Source organism: Avibacterium sp. 20-132 (genome assembly GCF_023611925.1).
Lineage (GTDB): Bacteria > Pseudomonadota > Gammaproteobacteria > Enterobacterales > Pasteurellaceae > Avibacterium.
This window is the reverse complement of sequence record NZ_CP091456.1, coordinates 357,481-376,627: the sequence shown is the minus strand read 5'-3', so window position 1 is coordinate 376,627 and position 19,147 is coordinate 357,481. Positions and strand designations below refer to the sequence as shown.

Below are 19,147 nucleotides of genomic sequence, written 5' to 3'. Positions count from 1 at the left end.
GCTGCTTTCAATGCTGCCACCACTTGGGGTGGATATGTATTTGCCTGCTTTTTTGCGTATGTCGCAAGATTTGCACGTTAGCCCTGAAAAAATTCAACACACCCTCACCTTCTTTGCTTATGGTATGGCATCAGGGCAACTTTTCTGGGGGCCTGTGGGGGATAGCTATGGGCGTAAACCCGTTATTTTACTTGGTGTGATCGTGAGTGCCATTGCGGCTCTTATTCTTACGACCATTAATCAAATTGGTAGCTTCACGCTGTTGCGCTTTATGCAAGGCTTTTTTGGCGCTGCACCGGTGGTTTTAGTCGGGGCATTATTACGCGATTTATTTAGTAAAGATCAACTTTCTCGTACAATGTCAACGATTACGCTGGTATTTATGCTCGCCCCTTTAGTCGCCCCCATTATTGGTGGTTATCTTGTTACTTATTTTCATTGGCATTCCATTTTTTATGTTATTGCGGCGATGGGATTATTTAGCACATTGTTAGTGTTCTTTATTATTCCTGAAACCCATAAGAAAGAAAATCGTATTCCATTACGCCTAAACATTGTGGTGCGTAATTTTGTTAATTTATGGCGAAAAAAAGAAGTGCTAGGTTATATGTTTATGAGCGCCTTTGGTTTTGGTGGGTTATTTGCGTTCTTAACCGCAGGGTCGATTGTGTATATCGGTATTTATGGCATTCCAGAACAAAACTTTGGTTATTTCTTTATGTTGAACATTAGCGTGATGACCTTCGGTTCGTTCTTAAATGGACGTTTGGTTACCAAAGTTGGCACAGAAAAAATGTTACAAACAGGCTTAATCATTCAATTTATTGCGGCAATCTGGTTATTATTGGTGGTGTTTTTCGATCTTGGTTTTTGGTCAATGGCAATTGGTGTGGCATTATTTGTTGGACAGAACTCTTTAATTAGTTCCAATGCAATGGCGTCTATTTTAGAAAAATTCCCTGCAATGGCAGGAACGGCGAACTCAATGGTCGGAAGCGTACGTTTTGGCACAGGGGCTTGTGTGGGTTCACTTGTTGCATTGATGAAAATTGACAGTGCCGCCCCAATGCTTTTAACAATGGTGGGTTGCTCATTTTTCGCCGTAAGCTGTTATTATTTTCTCACTTATAAACGCCTATAATACCGTCTTTTCTGTTAGCCCTGACAAAATCGAACAATCAGGGCTATCATTTCCTTGGCAAGAACAATGCCAACGCTGTAATAAATCCAACATTTCTTGCAAGCTCGCAATTTTCTCTTTTAGCTCGATAATATGTTGCTCAGTAATCGCTTTCACTTCGCGACTTGTACGATTAGGATCGCGATTGAGCCTTAATAATTCGCGAATTTGTTGCAGTGAAAAGCCGACTTTACGGGCATTACTGATAAAGCGAAGTTGGTTTAAATCTTGCTCAGAATAAAAGCGATAACCTGATAAGGTACGTTGTGCCTCTGGCAATAACCCTGCTTTTTCATAATCCCGAATTTGCTTCGCGGACAATCCTGTTTTCTCGGCGGCTTGGCTGATGTTCATTTTTTATCCCATTTTGTTTGTAAGTTTTTGTAAAGAACTTTTCTACGTTTTATTTGACTAATCCCCTGATGATTTATCAATGATTTTCAAAACAAGGATATTATTCTTATGCTATTTTCACGGTTTAAATTAAAAAGTTCAACGCTTATTGCGCTCGTTGCTCTTTATTTTACTTGTGTACTTAATGTTGCATTTTATAAAAAAGTGTGGGCATTGCACCCATTTGTAGGACAGCCTGAAGACTATTTTCTTCTCACTGTGCCTTTTTTTATTTTTTTCACCCTCAATGCGGTATTTCAACTCATTGCCTTACCTATTTTACATAAAGTGATTATTCCACTTTTATTAATTATTAGTGCTGCCATTGGCTATCAAGCGTTATTTTATGATGTGCATTTTTCTACCGATATGCTTGAAAACGTCCTACAAACTACGCCTGCAGAAAGTGTTCGTATGCTCACTTGGCAATATCTCACTTGGATTGTCGTTTTTGGTGTGTTACCTGCCATATTATATATAATGACAAAAATTGACTACCGCACTTGGTGGAAAGAACTTGCGGTAAGATTAGGATTAATTGCTTTTTCAGGGATAGTCATTTTGGCGATCGCAAAAGGCTTTTATCAAGATTACGCGTCCTTTGTGCGTAATAATAAACCAGTAGTAAGTTTACTTGTGCCTTCAAACTTTATTAGTGCAGGTGTCAATGAAATTAAGCGTGTGCGTGAAGCTAATCGTCCTTATGTTAAAATTGGGTTAGATGCAAAACAAGATAAACCTGACGAATTTCAGCATCTTACTGTCATTGTTGTGGGGGAAACAACGCGGGCGCAAAATTGGGGATTAAATGGTTACGCACGGCAAACCACACCAAAACTCGCCGCACGCGGACAAGAGATTATCAATTTTAATTCTGTGTCTAGTTGTGGTACATCAACCGCGGTTTCTGTGCCTTGTATGTTCTCTTATTTAACCAAAGCCGACTACGATGGAGCAAAAGCACAAAAAATGGATAATTTGCTTGATGTATTACAACGTGCCGGTGTGAATATTTTCTGGTTAGAAAATAATAGTGATTGTAAAGGCGTCTGTTTACGCGTACCTAATGAAACCATTCAAGCTAATCAGCCGACATTAAAAAATTACTGTACGGAGGGCGAATGCTTAGATACCGTTATGTTTTCTGATATAGATAAGATTCTTGACCAAGCAGGTAAAGACGGTAAAGACACCGTATTAATTTTACATACTATTGGTAATCACGGTCCTACCTATTATGAACGTTATACCCCAGAATATCGACGTTTTACCCCAACCTGTGATACAAACCAAATTCAAAATTGTAGCAATCAAGAATTAGTGAATACTTATGATAATAGTATTTTATTTATTGATCATTTTCTTGATACGTTAATAGACAAGGTATCCAAACGTGATGATTTAGAAAGTGCGGTATATTATGTGTCCGATCACGGCGAATCACTTGGCGAAGACGGTATTTATCTACACGGCACACCTTATGCCATTGCGCCAATCTACCAAACGCGCGTCCCAATGATTTTCTGGTTTTCAGATAAATGGAAGAAAAATGAAGGCGTCGATTTAGACTGTCTACGTAACAATGCAAAGACAAAATCCTATTCTCACGATAATCTATTTAGCACCGTAATTGGAATGATGGATATGGATTTGAAAACAAACGTGTATCAAAAGGAATTAGACATTTTATCAAGTTGTAAAAAAGCACACGAATAAAAACATTCAAAAATAAAGTGCGGTGGAAAAATTGAGAAAATTTACACCGCACTTTAATTTGTGCTAATCAGCAATTATTTTTGGCTCAAATAATCCAACACGACTTGATGATGTTCCCCTGTTTTAAACTTCTCAAAGACCTTTTCGATTTTGCCTTGTTCATCAATTAAGAAGCTAATGCGATGAATGCCATCATAGGTTCTGCCCATAAATTTTTTCTCCCCCCATACGCCAAATTGCTCAGCTACTTTGTGATCTTCATCAGAGAGTAGAGTGAAATTCAAGGCTTTTTTCTCCACGAAATTGGCAAGCTTTTTCGGGCTATCAGGGCTGATGCCAAGAATGACAACATTTTGTTTTTCAAGTGCTGTTTTACTATCGCGTAAGCCACAAGCTTGGGTCGTACAACCGGGGGTAAGGGCTTTCGGATAAAAATAAACCAGCACTTTTTTGCCTTTAAAATCGCTAAGTGAAACAGGTTGTTCATTTTGATCAAGTAAAGAAAAGTGTGGTGCAAAATCGCCCGCTTTTAATGTTTGCATCGTAAATATCCTTAAAAATGTGATGTGATTGAGAAAAAATGCAAAAAATCACTTGCAAAGTTGGGCTATTTTAGCGATCTTAAACAAACTTTTTCAAGCAAACTCAATAGAGATAACAAAAATAATTCGGAGGTCTTTATGTCAGCAACGAATCCTTTATTTTACGGGAGTATTACCGCGTTAATTACCCCAATGGACTTACACGGTGAAGTGGATTTTGAGGCATTAGAAAAATTGGTTGAATACCATATTGCAGCGGGAACACACGGGATTGTGTCAGTGGGAACAACAGGGGAATCAGCGACATTAAGCATAGAGGAAAACGTTAAAACCATTTTAAAGACCGTTGAATTTGCCAAGGGACGTATTCCAGTAATTGCAGGGACTGGGGCAAATGCCACGAGTGAAGCAATCACAATGACAAAATTATTAAACGGCAGCGGCGTTGCAGGGTGTTTGTCTGTTGTGCCTTATTACAACAAACCAACGCAAGAAGGAATGTATCAACATTTTAAAGCCATTGCAGAATGCACCGATTTACCGCAAATTTTATATAACGTACCGGGACGCACAGGCAGTGATTTGCAACCTGAAACCGTGGGACGTTTAGCACAAATTGACAATATTGTGGCGATTAAAGAAGCAACGGGTGATGTGAGCCGTGTGGCGAAAATTAAACAACTTGCTGGTGAGGATTTCATCGTGTTAAGTGGGGATGATGCTACGGGCTTGGAAAGTATGAAAGCGGGTGGTGAAGGGGTGATCTCGGTAACCAACAACGTTGCAGCTGAAGAGATGGCGAAAATGTGTGAGCTTGCTTTGGCAGGAAAATTTGATGAGGCGGAAGTGATCAATCAACGTTTAATGGCGTTACATAAAGATCTTTTCATTGAATCTAATCCTATTCCCGTGAAATGGGCAGCGTATAAATTAGGCTTAATTCCTGAGTTAGTGCTACGTTTACCACTGACGACATTAAGTGAAACGGCACAACCAAAAGTGCTTGAAGCCTTGAAAATCGCAGGCTTAGTTTAATTCTTTTATTGAATAACAGAGGGGCGTTGAGCAGTCAATGCCCCTTAAACTTTTCGGCATTCTGGTTGTCAAAACAGGCAATGAAATTTGTTTAATCTTGAGGATACATTGATGAAAAAGTGGTTATTAAGCACACCAATTCTAATGACACTCGTGGCTTGTTCTGCAAGCAATGAAAGTAAACAGCAAGCGAATGATAACTTTGAAAAATATGCGCAGCAACAAGTGAGTTTTGCGCCCTTAGCAAGCGGTGGCGTAAATTTACCAGCACAGGATAACACTTATGCGTTGCCACAGCTTAATCAACAAGCACATCAAAAAGTAGATATTCGTCCACCAAGCACGCCGATTGCAATGATTAATAATTCTATTGCGCAGTTTGATGGTGAGCGTGCTTTGATTGCGTATCCTTCTTCAAAAGAGGCGGTTTATAGCTTAAACCAAGTAGCGCGTTTATTAAAAGAACAAGGCATTCATTACCAATATCAAGACAATCGTATTGAAACTAATTGGGCGGCAACGGGGCGTGCTGATGACATTGGTGATACACAAATTCGTTATTTGATCGAACAAGTGCAATATCAAGGCACAAGTGCTTTAGTTGTGTCTATTTTGCAAATGAAGCGAGATAATATTATTTTCACCCCAACAATGGCACAAAAGCAACGTTACACCTCTGATCGTTTAAACCAATTGATTGGTGAGTTAAACCGCGCTTATCGTAAACAGCAAAATGAATTAAATAGCACGGCGATCACGCCAATCCAAACGCAATTAACCACCGATATAAATGGGCGTACCGCATTAGCATTAAATGCCCCTTTTAAGCAAGCGTGGCAACGTTTGCGTGGCGCGTTAAATCAAGTAGGATTTGAAACTTCGTCAGAAAATCCGGGGCGTGGCTATCGTGAATTAAAATATCGTCCGTTAGAAAAAACAGAATGGGCAAGATTTGGTGTGGCTGCACCTGAATTAGAAAAAGGCAAGTATGCTATGCAACTTGCTGATTTAGGCAGACAAAGTGCGGTGGTGATTACAGATGAAGATGGCAATGCCCTTTCAGGTAATCAAGCACAGTCTATTTACCAAGCTTTACAAGCTATTTTCGCGAAATAAAGTCTCGTCAAAAATATATTTGATGAGCAGGGCGAGCCAGTATGTTCGCCCTTCGTTTTAATCTCTTAATCCGCAAAAATAAAGTGCGGTCTTTTTTTATCAAATTTTTAAGGGCAAACTGATGCTGAGTTATCGTCATAGCTTCCACGCAGGCAACTTTGCCGATGTGCTAAAACATATCGTGCAAATACTGATTATTGAAAGTCTGCAACAAAAAGACAAAGGCTTTTATTATTTAGACACCCACGCAGGTGTCGGGCATTATCGTTTATTCGGTAATGAAGCTGAAAAAACAGGGGAATATAAAGAGGGGATCGCACGTTTGTGGGAGCAAGCAGAAATGCCAGAAGAAGTGGCACGTTATGTTGCCCTTATCAAAAAGCTGAATTATGGCGGCAAATCGCTACGTTATTACGCGGGATCATCGCTTATCGCCGCACATTTATTGCGTCCACAAGATCGTGCGTTATTAACCGAGCTTCATCCCGCGGATTTCCCATTATTACGCAATAATTTCAAACAATTCGACAATGTGACCACTAAGCGTGATAACGGTTTTCAGCAAATTAAAGCCACACTGCCACCAAAAGAAAGACGTGGGTTTATTTTGATTGATCCCCCTTATGAATTAAAAGAGGATTATGATTTGGTGGTCAATGCCATTGAAGAAGGGGTAAAACGTTTTGCCACAGGCATCTATGCGATTTGGTATCCCGTGGTGTTACGCCAGCAAACAAAACGTATGATCAAAGGCTTAGAAAACACGGGCATTCGTAAAATTCTGCAAATTGAAATGGCTGTGCGCCCTGATTCAGACCAACGTGGAATGACCGCAAGCGGAATGATTGTGATAAATCCCCCTTGGCAATTAGAAGCCCAAATGAAAAAAATTCTGCCTTACCTTACTAAAACACTTGTTCCAGAAGGCACGGGAAGTTGGTCGGTGAAATGGATCACACCAGAGTAAGAATTTACCGATTGGATTAATTAGTCGCTTTGCGTCCGATTTTTCGGCAAAATACGCGCAGATTTATGATGGGCTTTTTTATCTTTCACAGCCCAATTTAGCAATTTAGGGAGTTAATAAAATGACAAAACATTATGATTATATCGCCATTGGTGGCGGAAGTGGCGGTATCGCCTCCATTAACCGTGCAGCAAGCTATGGAAAAAAATGTGCCATTATTGAAGCAAAAGAACTTGGCGGAACCTGTGTAAACGTGGGCTGTGTGCCAAAAAAAGTGATGTGGTATGGGGCGCAAGTGGCAGAAGCCATCAATCTATATGCCCCTGATTATGGCTTTGATGTTGCGGTAAATCATTTTGATTTCAGTAAGTTAGTGGAAAATCGTCAGGCTTATATTGGACGCATTCACAACTCTTACAATAATGTCTTAGCTAAAAATAATGTGGATGTGATCAAAGGCTTCGCCAAATTTGTTGATGCGCATACTGTCGAAGTGAATGGCGAGAAAATCAGTGCTGATCATATTTTAATCGCAACAGGAGCTTACCCTGCGCGTCCTGACATTAACGGCGCAGAATACGGGATTGATTCTGACGGGGTATTTGAATTAGACGCCTTACCAAAATCCGTCGCCGTGGTAGGCGCGGGCTATATCGCGGTGGAATTAGCGGGCGTGTTAAATAGCCTTGGCGTGGACACCCACTTATTCGTGCGTAAACAAAGCCCATTGCGTAGTTTTGACCCGCTAATCGTCGAAACCCTTGTGGAAGTGATGGCGCAAGATGGCATTCACTTACACACTCACGCCATTCCAAAAGAAGTGGTGAAAAATGCTGACGGTTCTTTCACCTTAAAATTAGAAGATGGACGTGAGCAAACGGTTGAAAAAGTGATTTGGGCGATTGGTCGCAAGCCAAATACGGCGAATATCAACCTTGCTGTGGCAGGCGTGGAAACCAATGACAAAGGTTTTATCAAAGTCGATAAATATCAAAATACCAATGTGAAAGGAATTTATGCCGTAGGCGATATTATCGAAGGTGGTATTGAACTTACGCCTGTTGCGGTTGCTGCAGGTCGTCGTTTGTCTGAGCGTTTATTTAACAATAAACCAAACGAACATTTAGATTATAATCTCGTGCCAACCGTGGTATTCAGCCACCCACCAATCGGTACTGTGGGATTAACTGAACCACAAGCCATTGAGCAATATGGCGCAGAAAATGTGAAAGTGTATAAATCCTCATTTACACCAATGTACAGCGCGGTAACTCAGCATCGCCAGCCTTGCCGAATGAAATTAGTTTGCGTCGGCAAAGATGAAAAAATTGTCGGCTTACACGGCATTGGTTTTGGGGTAGATGAAATGATCCAAGGCTTTGCCGTTGCAATTAAAATGGGAGCAACCAAAGCGGATTTTGATAATACTGTTGCTATTCACCCAACGGGTTCAGAAGAATTTGTAACGATGCGTTAATCTTCAGTGCGGTATAAATTTTCATCATTTTTAGTTAATCCAACCTTTCGCGGTTGGATTTTTTATTTCTTCAAGCATAAATTGAATGTTTTTTATTCTTTTTCTTGTCAGAAAAGCGAAAAAATAAAATTTGTGTGAAAAAATGACCGCACTTTTAATTTGAATGGAGTACACTGAAAGAAATCTGATTAGCATAGTTGATGTGACGAACTTGAACTTTGCTAAATTGCCCCAATATGGAAGAGTAATTTCGAGTTTTATAGGAAAGAGAGAAAATATGAACGCCAGACGAACAAAACAAAAAACCATACCTGTTTTACCATTACGAGATGTGGTGGTTTTTCCTTATATGGTGATGCCATTGTTTGTGGGACGCGAAAAATCCATCGCAAGTCTTGAAGAGGCAATGGAAAACGGCAAACAATTATTATTAGTTTCACAAAAAGCAGCCGAGTTAGAACAGCCTACTGTGGATGATGTGTATGATGTAGGAACGGTGGCAAATATTATTCAATTATTGAATTTGCCAGACGGCACGGTAAAAGTGCTGGTGGAAGGTCAGCAACGGGCTAAGATTTCCCATTTAGAAGATAATGGGCGTTTTTTCGAGGCAAAAATTGCCTTAATGGATACCCAATTTGGCGATGAAACAGAATTGGAAGTGATACAGAATATCACGTTAGAAGAGTTTGAAAAATACATTGAACTCAACAAAAAAGTCCAGCCAGATGTGCTTTCAGCCTTAAAAAGTATTGCTGATCCAGAACGTTTAAGCGACACAATGGCAGCCCATATGCCTGTTCCTGTAGCGCGTAAGCAGGACGTATTGAGCATTGCAAATGTCACAGAGCGTTTTGAATATTTGCTCGGTTTAATGATTAACGAAGCGGGCATTTTAGAAGTCGAGAAGCGTATTCGTGGGCGCGTGAAAAAACAAATGGAAAAAAGCCAGCGCGATTACTATCTTAACGAACAGATCAAAGCCATTCAAAAAGAACTCGGCGAAACAGATAGCACGCTGGATGAAGTCGAACAACTGCGCCAAAAAGTAGAAGATGCCAAAATGCCGAAAGAGGCAAAAGAAAAAGTGGAAGCCGAGTTGCAGAAGCTGAAAATGATGTCGCCAATGTCAGCCGAAGCGACGGTGGTGCGTAGCTACATTGACTGGATGCTACAAGTACCGTGGCATAAACGTAGCAAAGTAAAAAAAGATATTGTCAAAGCACAAGAAATCCTTGATGCGGATCACTACGGCTTAGAACGTGTGAAAGATCGCATTTTGGAATATTTAGCGGTTCAAAGTCGTTTAAATCAACTTAAAGGCCCTATTCTTTGTTTAGTTGGGCCACCGGGAGTAGGGAAAACTTCTCTAGGGCAATCTATTGCAAATGCGACTGGGCGGAAGTATGTTCGTATGGCACTCGGTGGCGTGCGCGACGAAGCCGAAATTCGTGGGCATCGTAAAACCTACATCGGTTCATTGCCGGGTAAATTGATCCAAAAAATGGCAAAAGTAGGGGTGAAAAATCCGCTCTTTTTACTTGATGAGATTGATAAAATGGCATCAGATATGCGCGGCGATCCGGCTTCCGCACTGCTAGAAGTGCTTGATCCGGAGCAGAACGCGAACTTTAACGATCATTATTTAGAAGTTGATTATGATCTGTCTGATGTTATGTTTGTGGCAACATCAAATTCAATGAATATTCCGGGACCATTGCTTGATCGTATGGAAGTGATTCGTTTGTCGGGTTATACAGAAGACGAAAAACTCAATATTGCGACACGCCATTTGCTTAACAAACAAATTGAGCGTAATGGCTTGAAGAAAAGTGAATTAAAGATCGAAGAAAGTGCCATTTTAGATATTATCCGCTATTACACTCGTGAAGCGGGCGTGCGTGGACTTGAACGTGAGATTTCTAAAATCTGCCGTAAAGCGGTGAAAAATTTATTGCTGAATCCAAAATTAAAATCGATCACCGTAAACAGCGATAATCTTGATGAATATTTAGGTGTAAAACGCTTTGAGTTTGGTCGTGCTGATACACAAAACCGCGTGGGGGAAGTTACCGGCTTGGCGTGGACACAAGTGGGCGGTGATTTGCTTACCATTGAAGCCACTTCGGTTATTGGGAAAGGCAAATTAACTTACACGGGATCACTTGGCGATGTGATGAAAGAATCAATCCAAGCGGCGATGACTGTTGTGCGTTCTCGTGCCGAAAAATTAGGGATTGCCTCTGATTTCCACGAAAAACGTGATATTCATATTCACGTTCCAGATGGTGCAACGCCAAAAGATGGACCAAGTGCCGGGATCGCAATGTGTACCGCATTAGTTTCTTGCTTAACGGGGAATCCTGTGAAGTCTGAAGTGGCAATGACGGGAGAAATCAGCTTGCGTGGTAAAGTGTTACCTATTGGTGGTTTGAAGGAAAAATTACTTGCTGCACATCGTGGCGGGATTAAAACCGTGATTATTCCAAAAGACAATGTGAAAGATTTGGAAGAAATTCCAGATAATGCGAAAAATAGCTTGGATATTCGAGCCGTGGAAACCATTGATGAAGTATTAAGCATTGCTTTAGAAAATCCACCTGAAGGGGTTGATTTTGCTCACTTAATTGCAAAAGAAGAAAAAACAACGCCACGCCGTAAAAGTAAACGTGCAGAAAGTGCGGTGAATTAATTGCCTATTTTTTAATGATAAAGTCGGTAAAGTGCAATCTTTGCCGACTTTTTTATTTTTATACTGGTAATCAAAGCGCTTTCGATTATAATTCTTAAAATTTGTCTTAATCTTACCTTTAAGGATAACGTCAATGTTAATGGAAAAACTCAGTGATGCGTCAAACAGCATCTTGTGGAAGATCATTTTCGCCCTAATTGTGGTGTCATTTGTCTTAAGTGGTGTAGCAGGCTATATGTTTACACGCGTTGATACCTCGGCGGCGAAAGTGAATGGGGAAGAAATTTCACAACAAACTTTCTTAGAACAATATAATCAAGAATATCAACGCTTTAGTGAACAACTGGGGGCGCAATTTACCGCAGTCGCGGATTCCCCTGAATTTGTTAATGGCTTACGTAGATCGGTTTTAGATCGTTTAATCGATCAAGAATTATTGCGTCAATATGCAGCAGAATTAAAACTTGATGTGAGTGATAGCCAAATTCAACAAGCCATTGTGACCAGCCCAATTTTTCAAAAGGATGGCAAATTTGATAATGCACTTTATCAACAAATGCTATCAGCCAACGGGTTAAGCGGTAATCAATATGCTCAGTATTTACGTCAAGGTTTAACCTTGCAGCAACTTAATGACGGAATTGCACGTTCCGCGTTTACCGTACCTAGCCAAAATGCACGTTTAGCACAACTCTTTTTCCAACAACGGGATGTGCGTTTAGCGGAGTTTCCACTTGCCGCGACAATCGCACAACAACAAGTTAGCGAAGATGAAATTAGTGCTTACTACAATGCCAATAAAGGGGCATTTGCCGTACCTGAATTAGTGAAAGTGCAATATTTGGATTTAACTCACCAAGCAGCGGAAAAAAATGTGAAGGTGACGGATGTAGAAATTGCACAATATTATCAAGATAACAAAGCACAATATATGACTCAGCATTTAGCCCATATTCAGCTTCCAACAGAAAAAGAAGCACAGGCAGTTTATGCGGATTTACAAAAAGGCGAAAGCTTTGCTACTTTAGCAAAACTTTATTCTAGCGATAAAATTTCTGGCGCAAATGGCGGTGATTTGGATTGGGTTGTCGCAGGTATGATGCCACCACAATTTGAAGCCGCAGCCCGTGAGTTGAAAGTGGGGGAATATAGCCAACCGGTCAAAGTGGATAATGCTTACCATATTATCAAAGTAGAAGAAGAAAAATTCCTGCCATTAGCGCAAGTGAAAAACGATATTGCGGCGAAACTTCGCAATGAATTAAGCACGAAAGCGTTTTACGCAATGGAAAAACAAGCCAATGAGAAAGCCTTTGAACAACCCGATTCCTTACAAGCAGCCGCGCAAGCAGCAGGCGTAAATGTGCAAGAAACAGGTTATTTCTCACGCAATGATATTCCAGCAGCACTTAATTATGGCAATGTGGTCTCAGCGTTATTTGATTCTGAATTAACCCAAGGCGGAACAAACTCAGAAGCAATTAATGTGGGGGAACAACATTCTTTGATTGTTCGTGTGGTAGAACATAAACCAGAAGGAGTGAAAACGCTTGATGAGGCAAAAAATGACATTGCACAATACCTAAAACAGCAAAAAGCGGAAAAAATTGTGCTAGCTCAAGCTGAAAAAGTGGCACAGGCACTTAATGCAAATAACAATGCGGCTCTGCCAAATGGCATTCAATTTGGTGAGAAAACGCAATGGGTTTATGCTGAAAATAAAAATCCACAGCTGCGTGATGTGATTTTTGCAATGAAAAAAGCAACGGATAAACCTGTTTATGCTGCTGCGAAAAACGGCGATAACAGCGTTATAGTGATTGAACTAACGAATATTAAAGACGGGGAATTAACCCCTGAACAGCTTAAACAGTTTGATGCACAGCTAAACCAAGTACAACAAACAGAATTACAGCAAGCATTATTACAGGCGTTGCGCACAAAAGCAAAAATTGAAATTAATCAAGAATTTTTAACTCAGCAAGAATAATGCTGAATAGAAAATTGACTGCGGCAATTTGTGATGACAAATTGCCGCTTTTGTGTTGGTTTCTAAAAATTTGCTAGTTTTTCACCGCACTTTGTGGTATAAAGTGCGGCGTTATTTTGACTAGACTAGAAAGTCATTTTTATTTTAGGCAAAATAAGTTCAAACTTAATTTTTAATAATAAATCACACACATACCACAGGGATAAATCGGGGTGCCAAACGGTCGATTTATTTGGTATGTGGAGGCTAAACCCCAAAACAAAAGGAAAATTATTATGGCACAAGTTTCAATGCGCGAAATGCTACAAGCTGGCGTTCACTTCGGTCACCAAACTCGTTACTGGAACCCAAAAATGAAACCATTCATTTTCGGACCACGCAACGGTGTTCATATCATCAACCTTGAAAAAACCGTTCCAATGTTTAATGCTGCACTAGCAGAATTAACTCGTATTGCGGGCAACAACGGTAAAATCTTATTTGTTGGTACAAAACGTGCAGCAAGTGAAGCAGTGAAAGCAGCAGCATTAGACTGTCAGCAATATTATGTAAACCACCGTTGGTTAGGTGGTATGTTGACTAACTGGAAAACAGTGCGTCAATCAATCAAACGCTTAAAAGATTTAGAAACCCAATCTCAAGATGGTACTTTCGATAAATTAACTAAGAAAGAAGCATTAATGCGTAGCCGTGAGATGGAAAAACTTGAATTAAGCCTTGGTGGTATCAAAGATATGGCGGGTCTTCCTGATGCATTATTTGTTATCGGTGCAGATCACGAACACATCGCAATCAAAGAAGCAAATAATTTAGGAATTCCTGTATTTGCTGTAGTTGATACAAATTCTACACCTGATGGTGTTGATTTTGTTATCCCAGGTAACGATGATGCAGCGCGTGCAATTCAACTATATCTTGCAGCAGCAGCGGCAGCAGTAAAAGAAGGTCGCCAACAAGAAGTGGTAACCGAAGAAAAATTTGCTGAAGCAGAAGCGGCTGAATAATTCAGGTGAATGCGGCGAAAGCCCTTATTAATCACAACGATTAATTGGTTAGCAGGGGCTTATGTTCCCTGCTTTTTTACATAAGTGCGGTCAAAAATCGCACCAAATTTTGTGGATAGAGGATTTTAAAATGGCTGAAATTACAGCATCTTTAGTAAAAGAACTTCGTGATCGTACTGGCGCTGGTATGATGGAATGTAAAAAAGCGTTAGTAGAAGCAAATGGCGATATCGAATTAGCAATTGATAATATGCGTAAATCAGGTCAAGCAAAAGCGGCGAAAAAAGCAGGCCGTGTTGCAGCTGAAGGGGTTATTATCGCCCGTGTTGCTGGTGACTATGGTGTAATGATTGAAATGAACTGTGAAACTGACTTCGTAGCTAAAGATGCAGGTTTCTTAGGTTTAGCGAATGAAGTTGCAGATTACGCATTAAACAACAAAGGCGTTACAATCGAAGCGTTACAAGCTGAATTTGAAGAAAAACGTGCAGCATTAGTTGCAAAAATCGGTGAGAATATGACAATCCGCCGTGTTGGTTCAGTGCAAGCGCCTGTAATAGGTTCATACTTACATGGTGCGAAAATTGGCGTATTAGTGGGTGCTGCAAACGCTGATGAAGAATTAGTAAAACACGTTGCAATGCACGTTGCAGCAAGTCGTCCAGAATATGTTAACCCAAGTGATGTACCTGCAGACGTAGTAGAGCACGAGCGTCAAATCCAAGTGGATATCGCAATGCAATCAGGTAAACCACGTGAAATCGCTGAGAAAATGGTTGAAGGCCGTATGAAGAAATTCACAGGTGAAGTTTCTTTAACAGGTCAACCATTCGTAATGGATCCATCTAAATCCGTTGGCGATCTATTAAAAGAAAAAGGCGCAGAAGTTGTTTCATTCTTACGCTTTGAAGTAGGTGAAGGTATCGAAAAAGTAGAAACTGACTTCGCCGCAGAAGTTGCAGCAATGACTAAATAATTATTGCTGAGAACAGAAAAAGCAGATCTTTGTTGGATCTGCTTTTTTATTGTCATTCATTAGATCTATGTGATAAAAATTCTACTTGATGTTTATATATCAATCATTTTATCTTTGAATAAAAAAATCAAATATCCCATTTTCAGCTTAAAATAATACCACCCATCACTTTGCTTTATCCTCCCTATCTTCTTTATTTTACGCTCCTTGTTTGATGTTTTAGTGGTGATCTTAACAAGATAAGATTTTTATTTTATGTGATTTTTTATTCAAATTATTTGATTAAATATTTACTTTGGCTTATGCTAACCCACATTTCTAGCATTGAATTTAAGGATCGCAAATGAACACTTATAATAGACAAATTTTTGATGAGGTGATGATACAGAATTATGTTCCCGCAGAGTTTATTCCAGTGAAGGGAAAGGGAAGCAGAGTTTGGGATCAACAAGGGCGAGAATATATTGATTTTACAAGTGGTATTGCGGTGAATGCGTTGGGGCATTGCCCTGATGAGATTGTGGCAGTATTAAAAGAGCAAGGTGAAACACTGTGGCATTCTAGCAACTGGTTCACCAGTGAGCCAACGTTGGCATTAGCAACAAAATTGGTACAGAAAACCTTTGCTGAGCGCGTAATGTTTGTTAATTCTGGGGCGGAAGCTAATGAGGCTGCACTGAAATTGGCTCGCCGTTATGCGGTAGATCATTTTGGGGCGCAGAAAAGTAAAATTATTGCGTTTAAACAAAGCTTTCACGGTCGTACATTATTCACGGTGAGTGTTGGTGGGCAAGCAAAATATTCTGACGGCTTTGGGCCGAAACCGGCTGATATCATTCACGTCCCCTTTAATGATCTTGCAGCAGTGAAAGCCATCATTGATGATCATACTTGCGCAGTGATAGTTGAGCCGATTCAAGGCGAAGGCGGGGTGAAACCTGCTGATCCTGCATTCTTACAAGGTTTACGTCAGCTTTGTGATGAGAATAATGCCTTGCTGATTTTTGATGAGGTGCAAACAGGCTTATCGCGTACAGGTTATTTTTATGCCTATATGAAATATGGTGTGGTGCCTGATATTCTGACCTCTGCTAAAGCGTTGGGTAATGGCTTTCCGATTGGTGCGATGCTGACGACGGATAAGATTGCGAAAAGCTTTTCTGTTGGCGTACACGGCACCACTTTTGGCGGTAATCCTCTTGCTTGTGCCGTAGCATCAAAGGTGGTGGATGTGCTTTCTGATGAGAAATTCTTAGCAAAAATTCACCGCACTTCTGAGCGCTTTATGCAGAAGTTAAATGAGATAAATCAAGATCTCAATCTATTTAGTGAGATTCGCGGTGCAGGTTTATTGATTGGGGCAGAGCTGAATGCGAAATATCGTGGTAAAGCCAGTGAATTTGTGAAAAGTGCGGCTGAAAATGGACTAATGATTTTAGTCGCCGGTCCCGATGTTTTGCGTTTTGCACCAGCCTTGAATATTGATGAAGAAGCATTACAAGAAGGGTTTGTACGCTTAGAAAAAACCTTAGGCAAATTTTTATAATAGATTAAATAGCAAAGAAAAACCTCGTATTAAACGAGGTTTTTTTAATCGATTTACGAACGTTTCATAATTTCAAAAAACTCTTCGTTAGTTTTGGCAACGGCGAGCTTATCAATAAGGAATTCCATTGCTTCCACTTCACCCATTGGGTTAAGGATTTTGCGTAGAATCCACATTTTTTGTAGTTCATCAGGGGTAGTGAGTAAGTCTTCTTTACGTGTACCTGAACGGTTAAAGTCAATGGCTGGGAAGACGCGTTTTTCAGCAATTTTACGTGAAAGATGTAACTCCATATTCCCCGTTCCTTTAAATTCTTCAAAGATCACTTCGTCCATTTTTGACCCTGTATCCACAAGTGCGGTCGCGATAATGGTTAAACTTCCCCCTTCTTCTACATTACGGGCCGCACCGAAGAAACGTTTTGGGCGATGTAATGCGTTGGCATCTACACCACCAGAAAGAATCTTACCTGAAGCTGGTGTTACGGTGTTATAAGCTCGGGCAAGGCGAGTGATACTATCTAATAAAATCACCACATCTTTTTTGTGTTCGACCAAGCGTTTTGCTTTTTCGATAACCATTTCAGCTACCTGAACGTGGCGAGAAGCGGGTTCATCGAAGGTTGACGCAATCACTTCACCTTTTACTGAACGTTGCATTTCAGTTACTTCTTCTGGACGTTCGTCAATTAATAAAACGATAAGCTCACACTCTGGATAGTTGTGAGTGATGCTTTGTGCAATGTTTTGTAGCAACATTGTTTTACCCGCTTTTGGTGGAGCAACGATTAAGCCACGTTGTCCTTTTCCAATCGGGGAGGCTAAATCTAAAATACGTGCGGTGAGATCTTCGGTTGAACCATTACCACGTTCCATTCTTAAACGAGAATTGGCGTGAAGTGGGGTTAAATTTTCAAATAAAATTTTGCTACGTGAAACTTCAGGTTTGTCATCATTTACTTGATCGACTTTTAGCAAGGCAAAATAACGTTCGCCTTCTTTTGGTGGACGAATTTTTCCCTCAATTTTATCCCCAGTTTGTAAGTTGAAACGGCGAATTTGGCTTGGAGAAACATAGATGTCGTCAGGACCTGCGAGGTAGGAGCTATCGGCGGAACGTAAGAAACCAAAACCATCTGGAAGGATTTCTAACACACCGCCACCGAAAATATCTTCACCGCTTTTAGCGTGTTGTTTTAGGATAGCGAAAACAATATCTTGTTTACGTAAACGAGCTAGATTTTCTAAACCCATTTGTTCTTCACCGAGTTTCACAAGATCAGAAACGGGCGTATTTTTTAGTTCTGTTAAATGCATAATAATTTGAAATGTTGGTTAGATTGGAAAATGAATTTTTATGAAGATGTTTGAATATTGAATGGGTGTAAAATTACCATTAAATGACGGTGATGTCTAGATAATAAAGGGATAAATAATAAAAAATTGTGGGAAAATCATTTAGTGATATTAATTCTAGTTAAGTGCGGTGAAAAATATTGAAATTTTCTACCGCACTTAATATATGCAGAAAATGCGAAAGTGTCTGTGAAATTATTTTACTAATTCCCCTTTTGCTTGTAAGTCTGCGTGGTAAGAAGAACGCACGAAAGGCCCACAGGCAGCGTGTTCAAAGCCCATTGCATTGGCTTTATCACGAAACGCATCAAATTCCTCAGGAGGAACATAGCGTGCCACAGGTAAATGATGTCGACTTGGTTGCAAATATTGTCCCAAGGTTAGCATTGTTACACCGTTAGTGCGTAAATCTTGCATCACTTGCAAAATTTCTTCGTTGGTTTCGCCTAAGCCGACCATTAAGCCTGATTTGGTTGGAATATCAGGGAACATTGCTTTAAATTCACGCAATAATTTAAGCGACCATTCATAATCTGCCCCTGGGCGGATATCACGATATAAGCGTGGTACATTTTCCAAGTTGTGGTTGAACACATCAGGCGGATTATCTTTTAATTTTTCAAGCGCCTGTTCAATACGTCCGCGGAAATCAGGTACAAGGATTTCAATTTTGATTCCGGGATTGAGCTGGCGGATTTCTTTCACGCATTCTGCAAAATGACCTGCACCGCGATCTGGTAGATCATCACGATCCACTGAGGTAATCACCACATAGCGCAATTTCATATCCTGAATTGTCTCTGCGAGTTTACGCGGTTCTTCTGGATCGGGTGGCAAAGGTTTACCGTGTGCCACATCACAAAATGGGCAGCGGCGGGTACAAATTGCGCCTAAGATCATAAAGGTCGCCGTGCCGTGGTTAAAACATTCGTGCAAGTTAGGGCAAGATGCCTCTTCACACACAGAATGCAAACCGTGGCGACGCATTCCATTTTTGATACTGTCAATTTTCGCTGAATTGGCTGGAAGTTTAATTTTCATCCACTCAGGCTTTTTTAATAAAGGCTGGTTGGGATCAATATTTTTTACTGGGATAATGGACGTTTTTGCAGCATCACGATATTTTACGCCACGTTCCATTTTAAAAGGAGTTGCCAT

Annotated in this window: 15 protein-coding genes; 11 read left to right on the top strand and 4 right to left on the bottom strand. The window is 40.4% G+C overall.

Annotated features, from left to right (window positions below):
- Nucleotides 1-10 precede the first annotated feature (10 nt).
- Nucleotides 11-1,141 (top strand): Bcr/CflA family multidrug efflux MFS transporter, encoded by a 1,131-nt coding sequence (locus tag L4F93_RS01650; RefSeq protein ID WP_442780716.1) that lies wholly within the window; start codon nucleotides 11-13, stop codon nucleotides 1,139-1,141.
- On the opposite strand, the gene cueR is transcribed toward L4F93_RS01650, so the two are convergent.
- The gene (cueR, locus tag L4F93_RS01645) at nucleotides 1,136-1,534 is read right to left on the bottom strand and encodes a Cu(I)-responsive transcriptional regulator (RefSeq protein ID WP_250350822.1); all 399 of its coding nucleotides are present in this window, start codon (nucleotides 1,532-1,534) and stop codon (nucleotides 1,136-1,138) included. The genes L4F93_RS01650 and cueR overlap by 6 nt on opposite strands.
- Nucleotides 1,535-1,642: 108 nt before the next feature.
- Here cueR and L4F93_RS01640 point away from each other — a divergent pair, with 108 nt between their 5' ends.
- A complete protein-coding gene (locus tag L4F93_RS01640) occupies nucleotides 1,643-3,289 on the top strand; it encodes a phosphoethanolamine transferase (protein WP_250350821.1) in 1,647 nt (548 codons plus the stop codon).
- A 74-nt stretch (nucleotides 3,290-3,363) separates the two neighbouring features.
- Here L4F93_RS01640 and bcp read toward each other — a convergent pair whose 3' ends face one another.
- Complete coding sequence (gene bcp, locus L4F93_RS01635; RefSeq protein WP_250350820.1) at nucleotides 3,364-3,831, bottom strand: thioredoxin-dependent thiol peroxidase; 468 nt, start codon at nucleotides 3,829-3,831, stop codon at nucleotides 3,364-3,366.
- Between the two features lie 138 nt (nucleotides 3,832-3,969).
- Between bcp and dapA the strand changes: the two genes are divergently transcribed.
- From dapA to L4F93_RS01590, 9 genes are all read left to right on the top strand, one after another.
- Entirely contained in the window at nucleotides 3,970-4,866 is an 897-nt protein-coding gene (gene dapA, locus L4F93_RS01630) for a 4-hydroxy-tetrahydrodipicolinate synthase (protein WP_250350819.1), read from the top strand.
- A 111-nt stretch (nucleotides 4,867-4,977) separates the two neighbouring features.
- Nucleotides 4,978-5,982 carry an outer membrane protein assembly factor BamC gene (bamC, locus tag L4F93_RS01625; protein ID WP_250350818.1) on the top strand — a complete coding sequence of 335 codons (1,005 nt, stop codon included), beginning with the start codon at nucleotides 4,978-4,980 and terminating at the stop codon, nucleotides 5,980-5,982.
- 121 nt (nucleotides 5,983-6,103) lie between these two features.
- Nucleotides 6,104-6,949 carry a 23S rRNA (adenine(2030)-N(6))-methyltransferase RlmJ gene (locus tag L4F93_RS01620; protein ID WP_250350817.1) on the top strand — a complete coding sequence of 282 codons (846 nt, stop codon included), beginning with the start codon at nucleotides 6,104-6,106 and terminating at the stop codon, nucleotides 6,947-6,949.
- Nucleotides 6,950-7,070: 121 nt separating this feature from the next.
- Nucleotides 7,071-8,426 (top strand): glutathione-disulfide reductase, encoded by a 1,356-nt coding sequence (gorA, locus tag L4F93_RS01615; RefSeq protein ID WP_250350816.1) that lies wholly within the window; start codon nucleotides 7,071-7,073, stop codon nucleotides 8,424-8,426.
- A 277-nt stretch (nucleotides 8,427-8,703) separates the two neighbouring features.
- A complete protein-coding gene (gene lon / locus L4F93_RS01610; protein WP_250350815.1) occupies nucleotides 8,704-11,118 on the top strand; it encodes an endopeptidase La in 2,415 nt (804 codons plus the stop codon).
- 133 nt (nucleotides 11,119-11,251) lie between these two features.
- Nucleotides 11,252-13,108 (top strand): peptidylprolyl isomerase, encoded by a 1,857-nt coding sequence (gene ppiD / locus L4F93_RS01605; RefSeq protein ID WP_250350814.1) that lies wholly within the window; start codon nucleotides 11,252-11,254, stop codon nucleotides 13,106-13,108.
- 275 nt (nucleotides 13,109-13,383) lie between these two features.
- Entirely contained in the window at nucleotides 13,384-14,112 is a 729-nt protein-coding gene (gene rpsB, locus L4F93_RS01600; RefSeq protein WP_250350813.1) for a 30S ribosomal protein S2, read from the top strand.
- A gap of 130 nt (nucleotides 14,113-14,242) precedes the next feature.
- The gene (tsf, locus tag L4F93_RS01595) at nucleotides 14,243-15,088 is read left to right on the top strand and encodes a translation elongation factor Ts (RefSeq protein WP_250350812.1); all 846 of its coding nucleotides are present in this window, start codon (nucleotides 14,243-14,245) and stop codon (nucleotides 15,086-15,088) included.
- Between the two features lie 343 nt (nucleotides 15,089-15,431).
- A complete protein-coding gene (locus tag L4F93_RS01590; protein ID WP_250350811.1) occupies nucleotides 15,432-16,634 on the top strand; it encodes an aspartate aminotransferase family protein in 1,203 nt (400 codons plus the stop codon).
- A gap of 53 nt (nucleotides 16,635-16,687) precedes the next feature.
- On the opposite strand, the gene rho is transcribed toward L4F93_RS01590, so the two are convergent.
- Both rho and lipA read right to left on the bottom strand, forming a co-directional pair.
- Nucleotides 16,688-17,950 carry a transcription termination factor Rho gene (gene rho / locus L4F93_RS01585; RefSeq protein ID WP_250350810.1) on the bottom strand — a complete coding sequence of 421 codons (1,263 nt, stop codon included), beginning with the start codon at nucleotides 17,948-17,950 and terminating at the stop codon, nucleotides 16,688-16,690.
- Nucleotides 17,951-18,184: 234 nt separating this feature from the next.
- The gene (lipA, locus tag L4F93_RS01580) at nucleotides 18,185-19,147 is read right to left on the bottom strand and encodes a lipoyl synthase (protein ID WP_250350809.1); all 963 of its coding nucleotides are present in this window, start codon (nucleotides 19,145-19,147) and stop codon (nucleotides 18,185-18,187) included.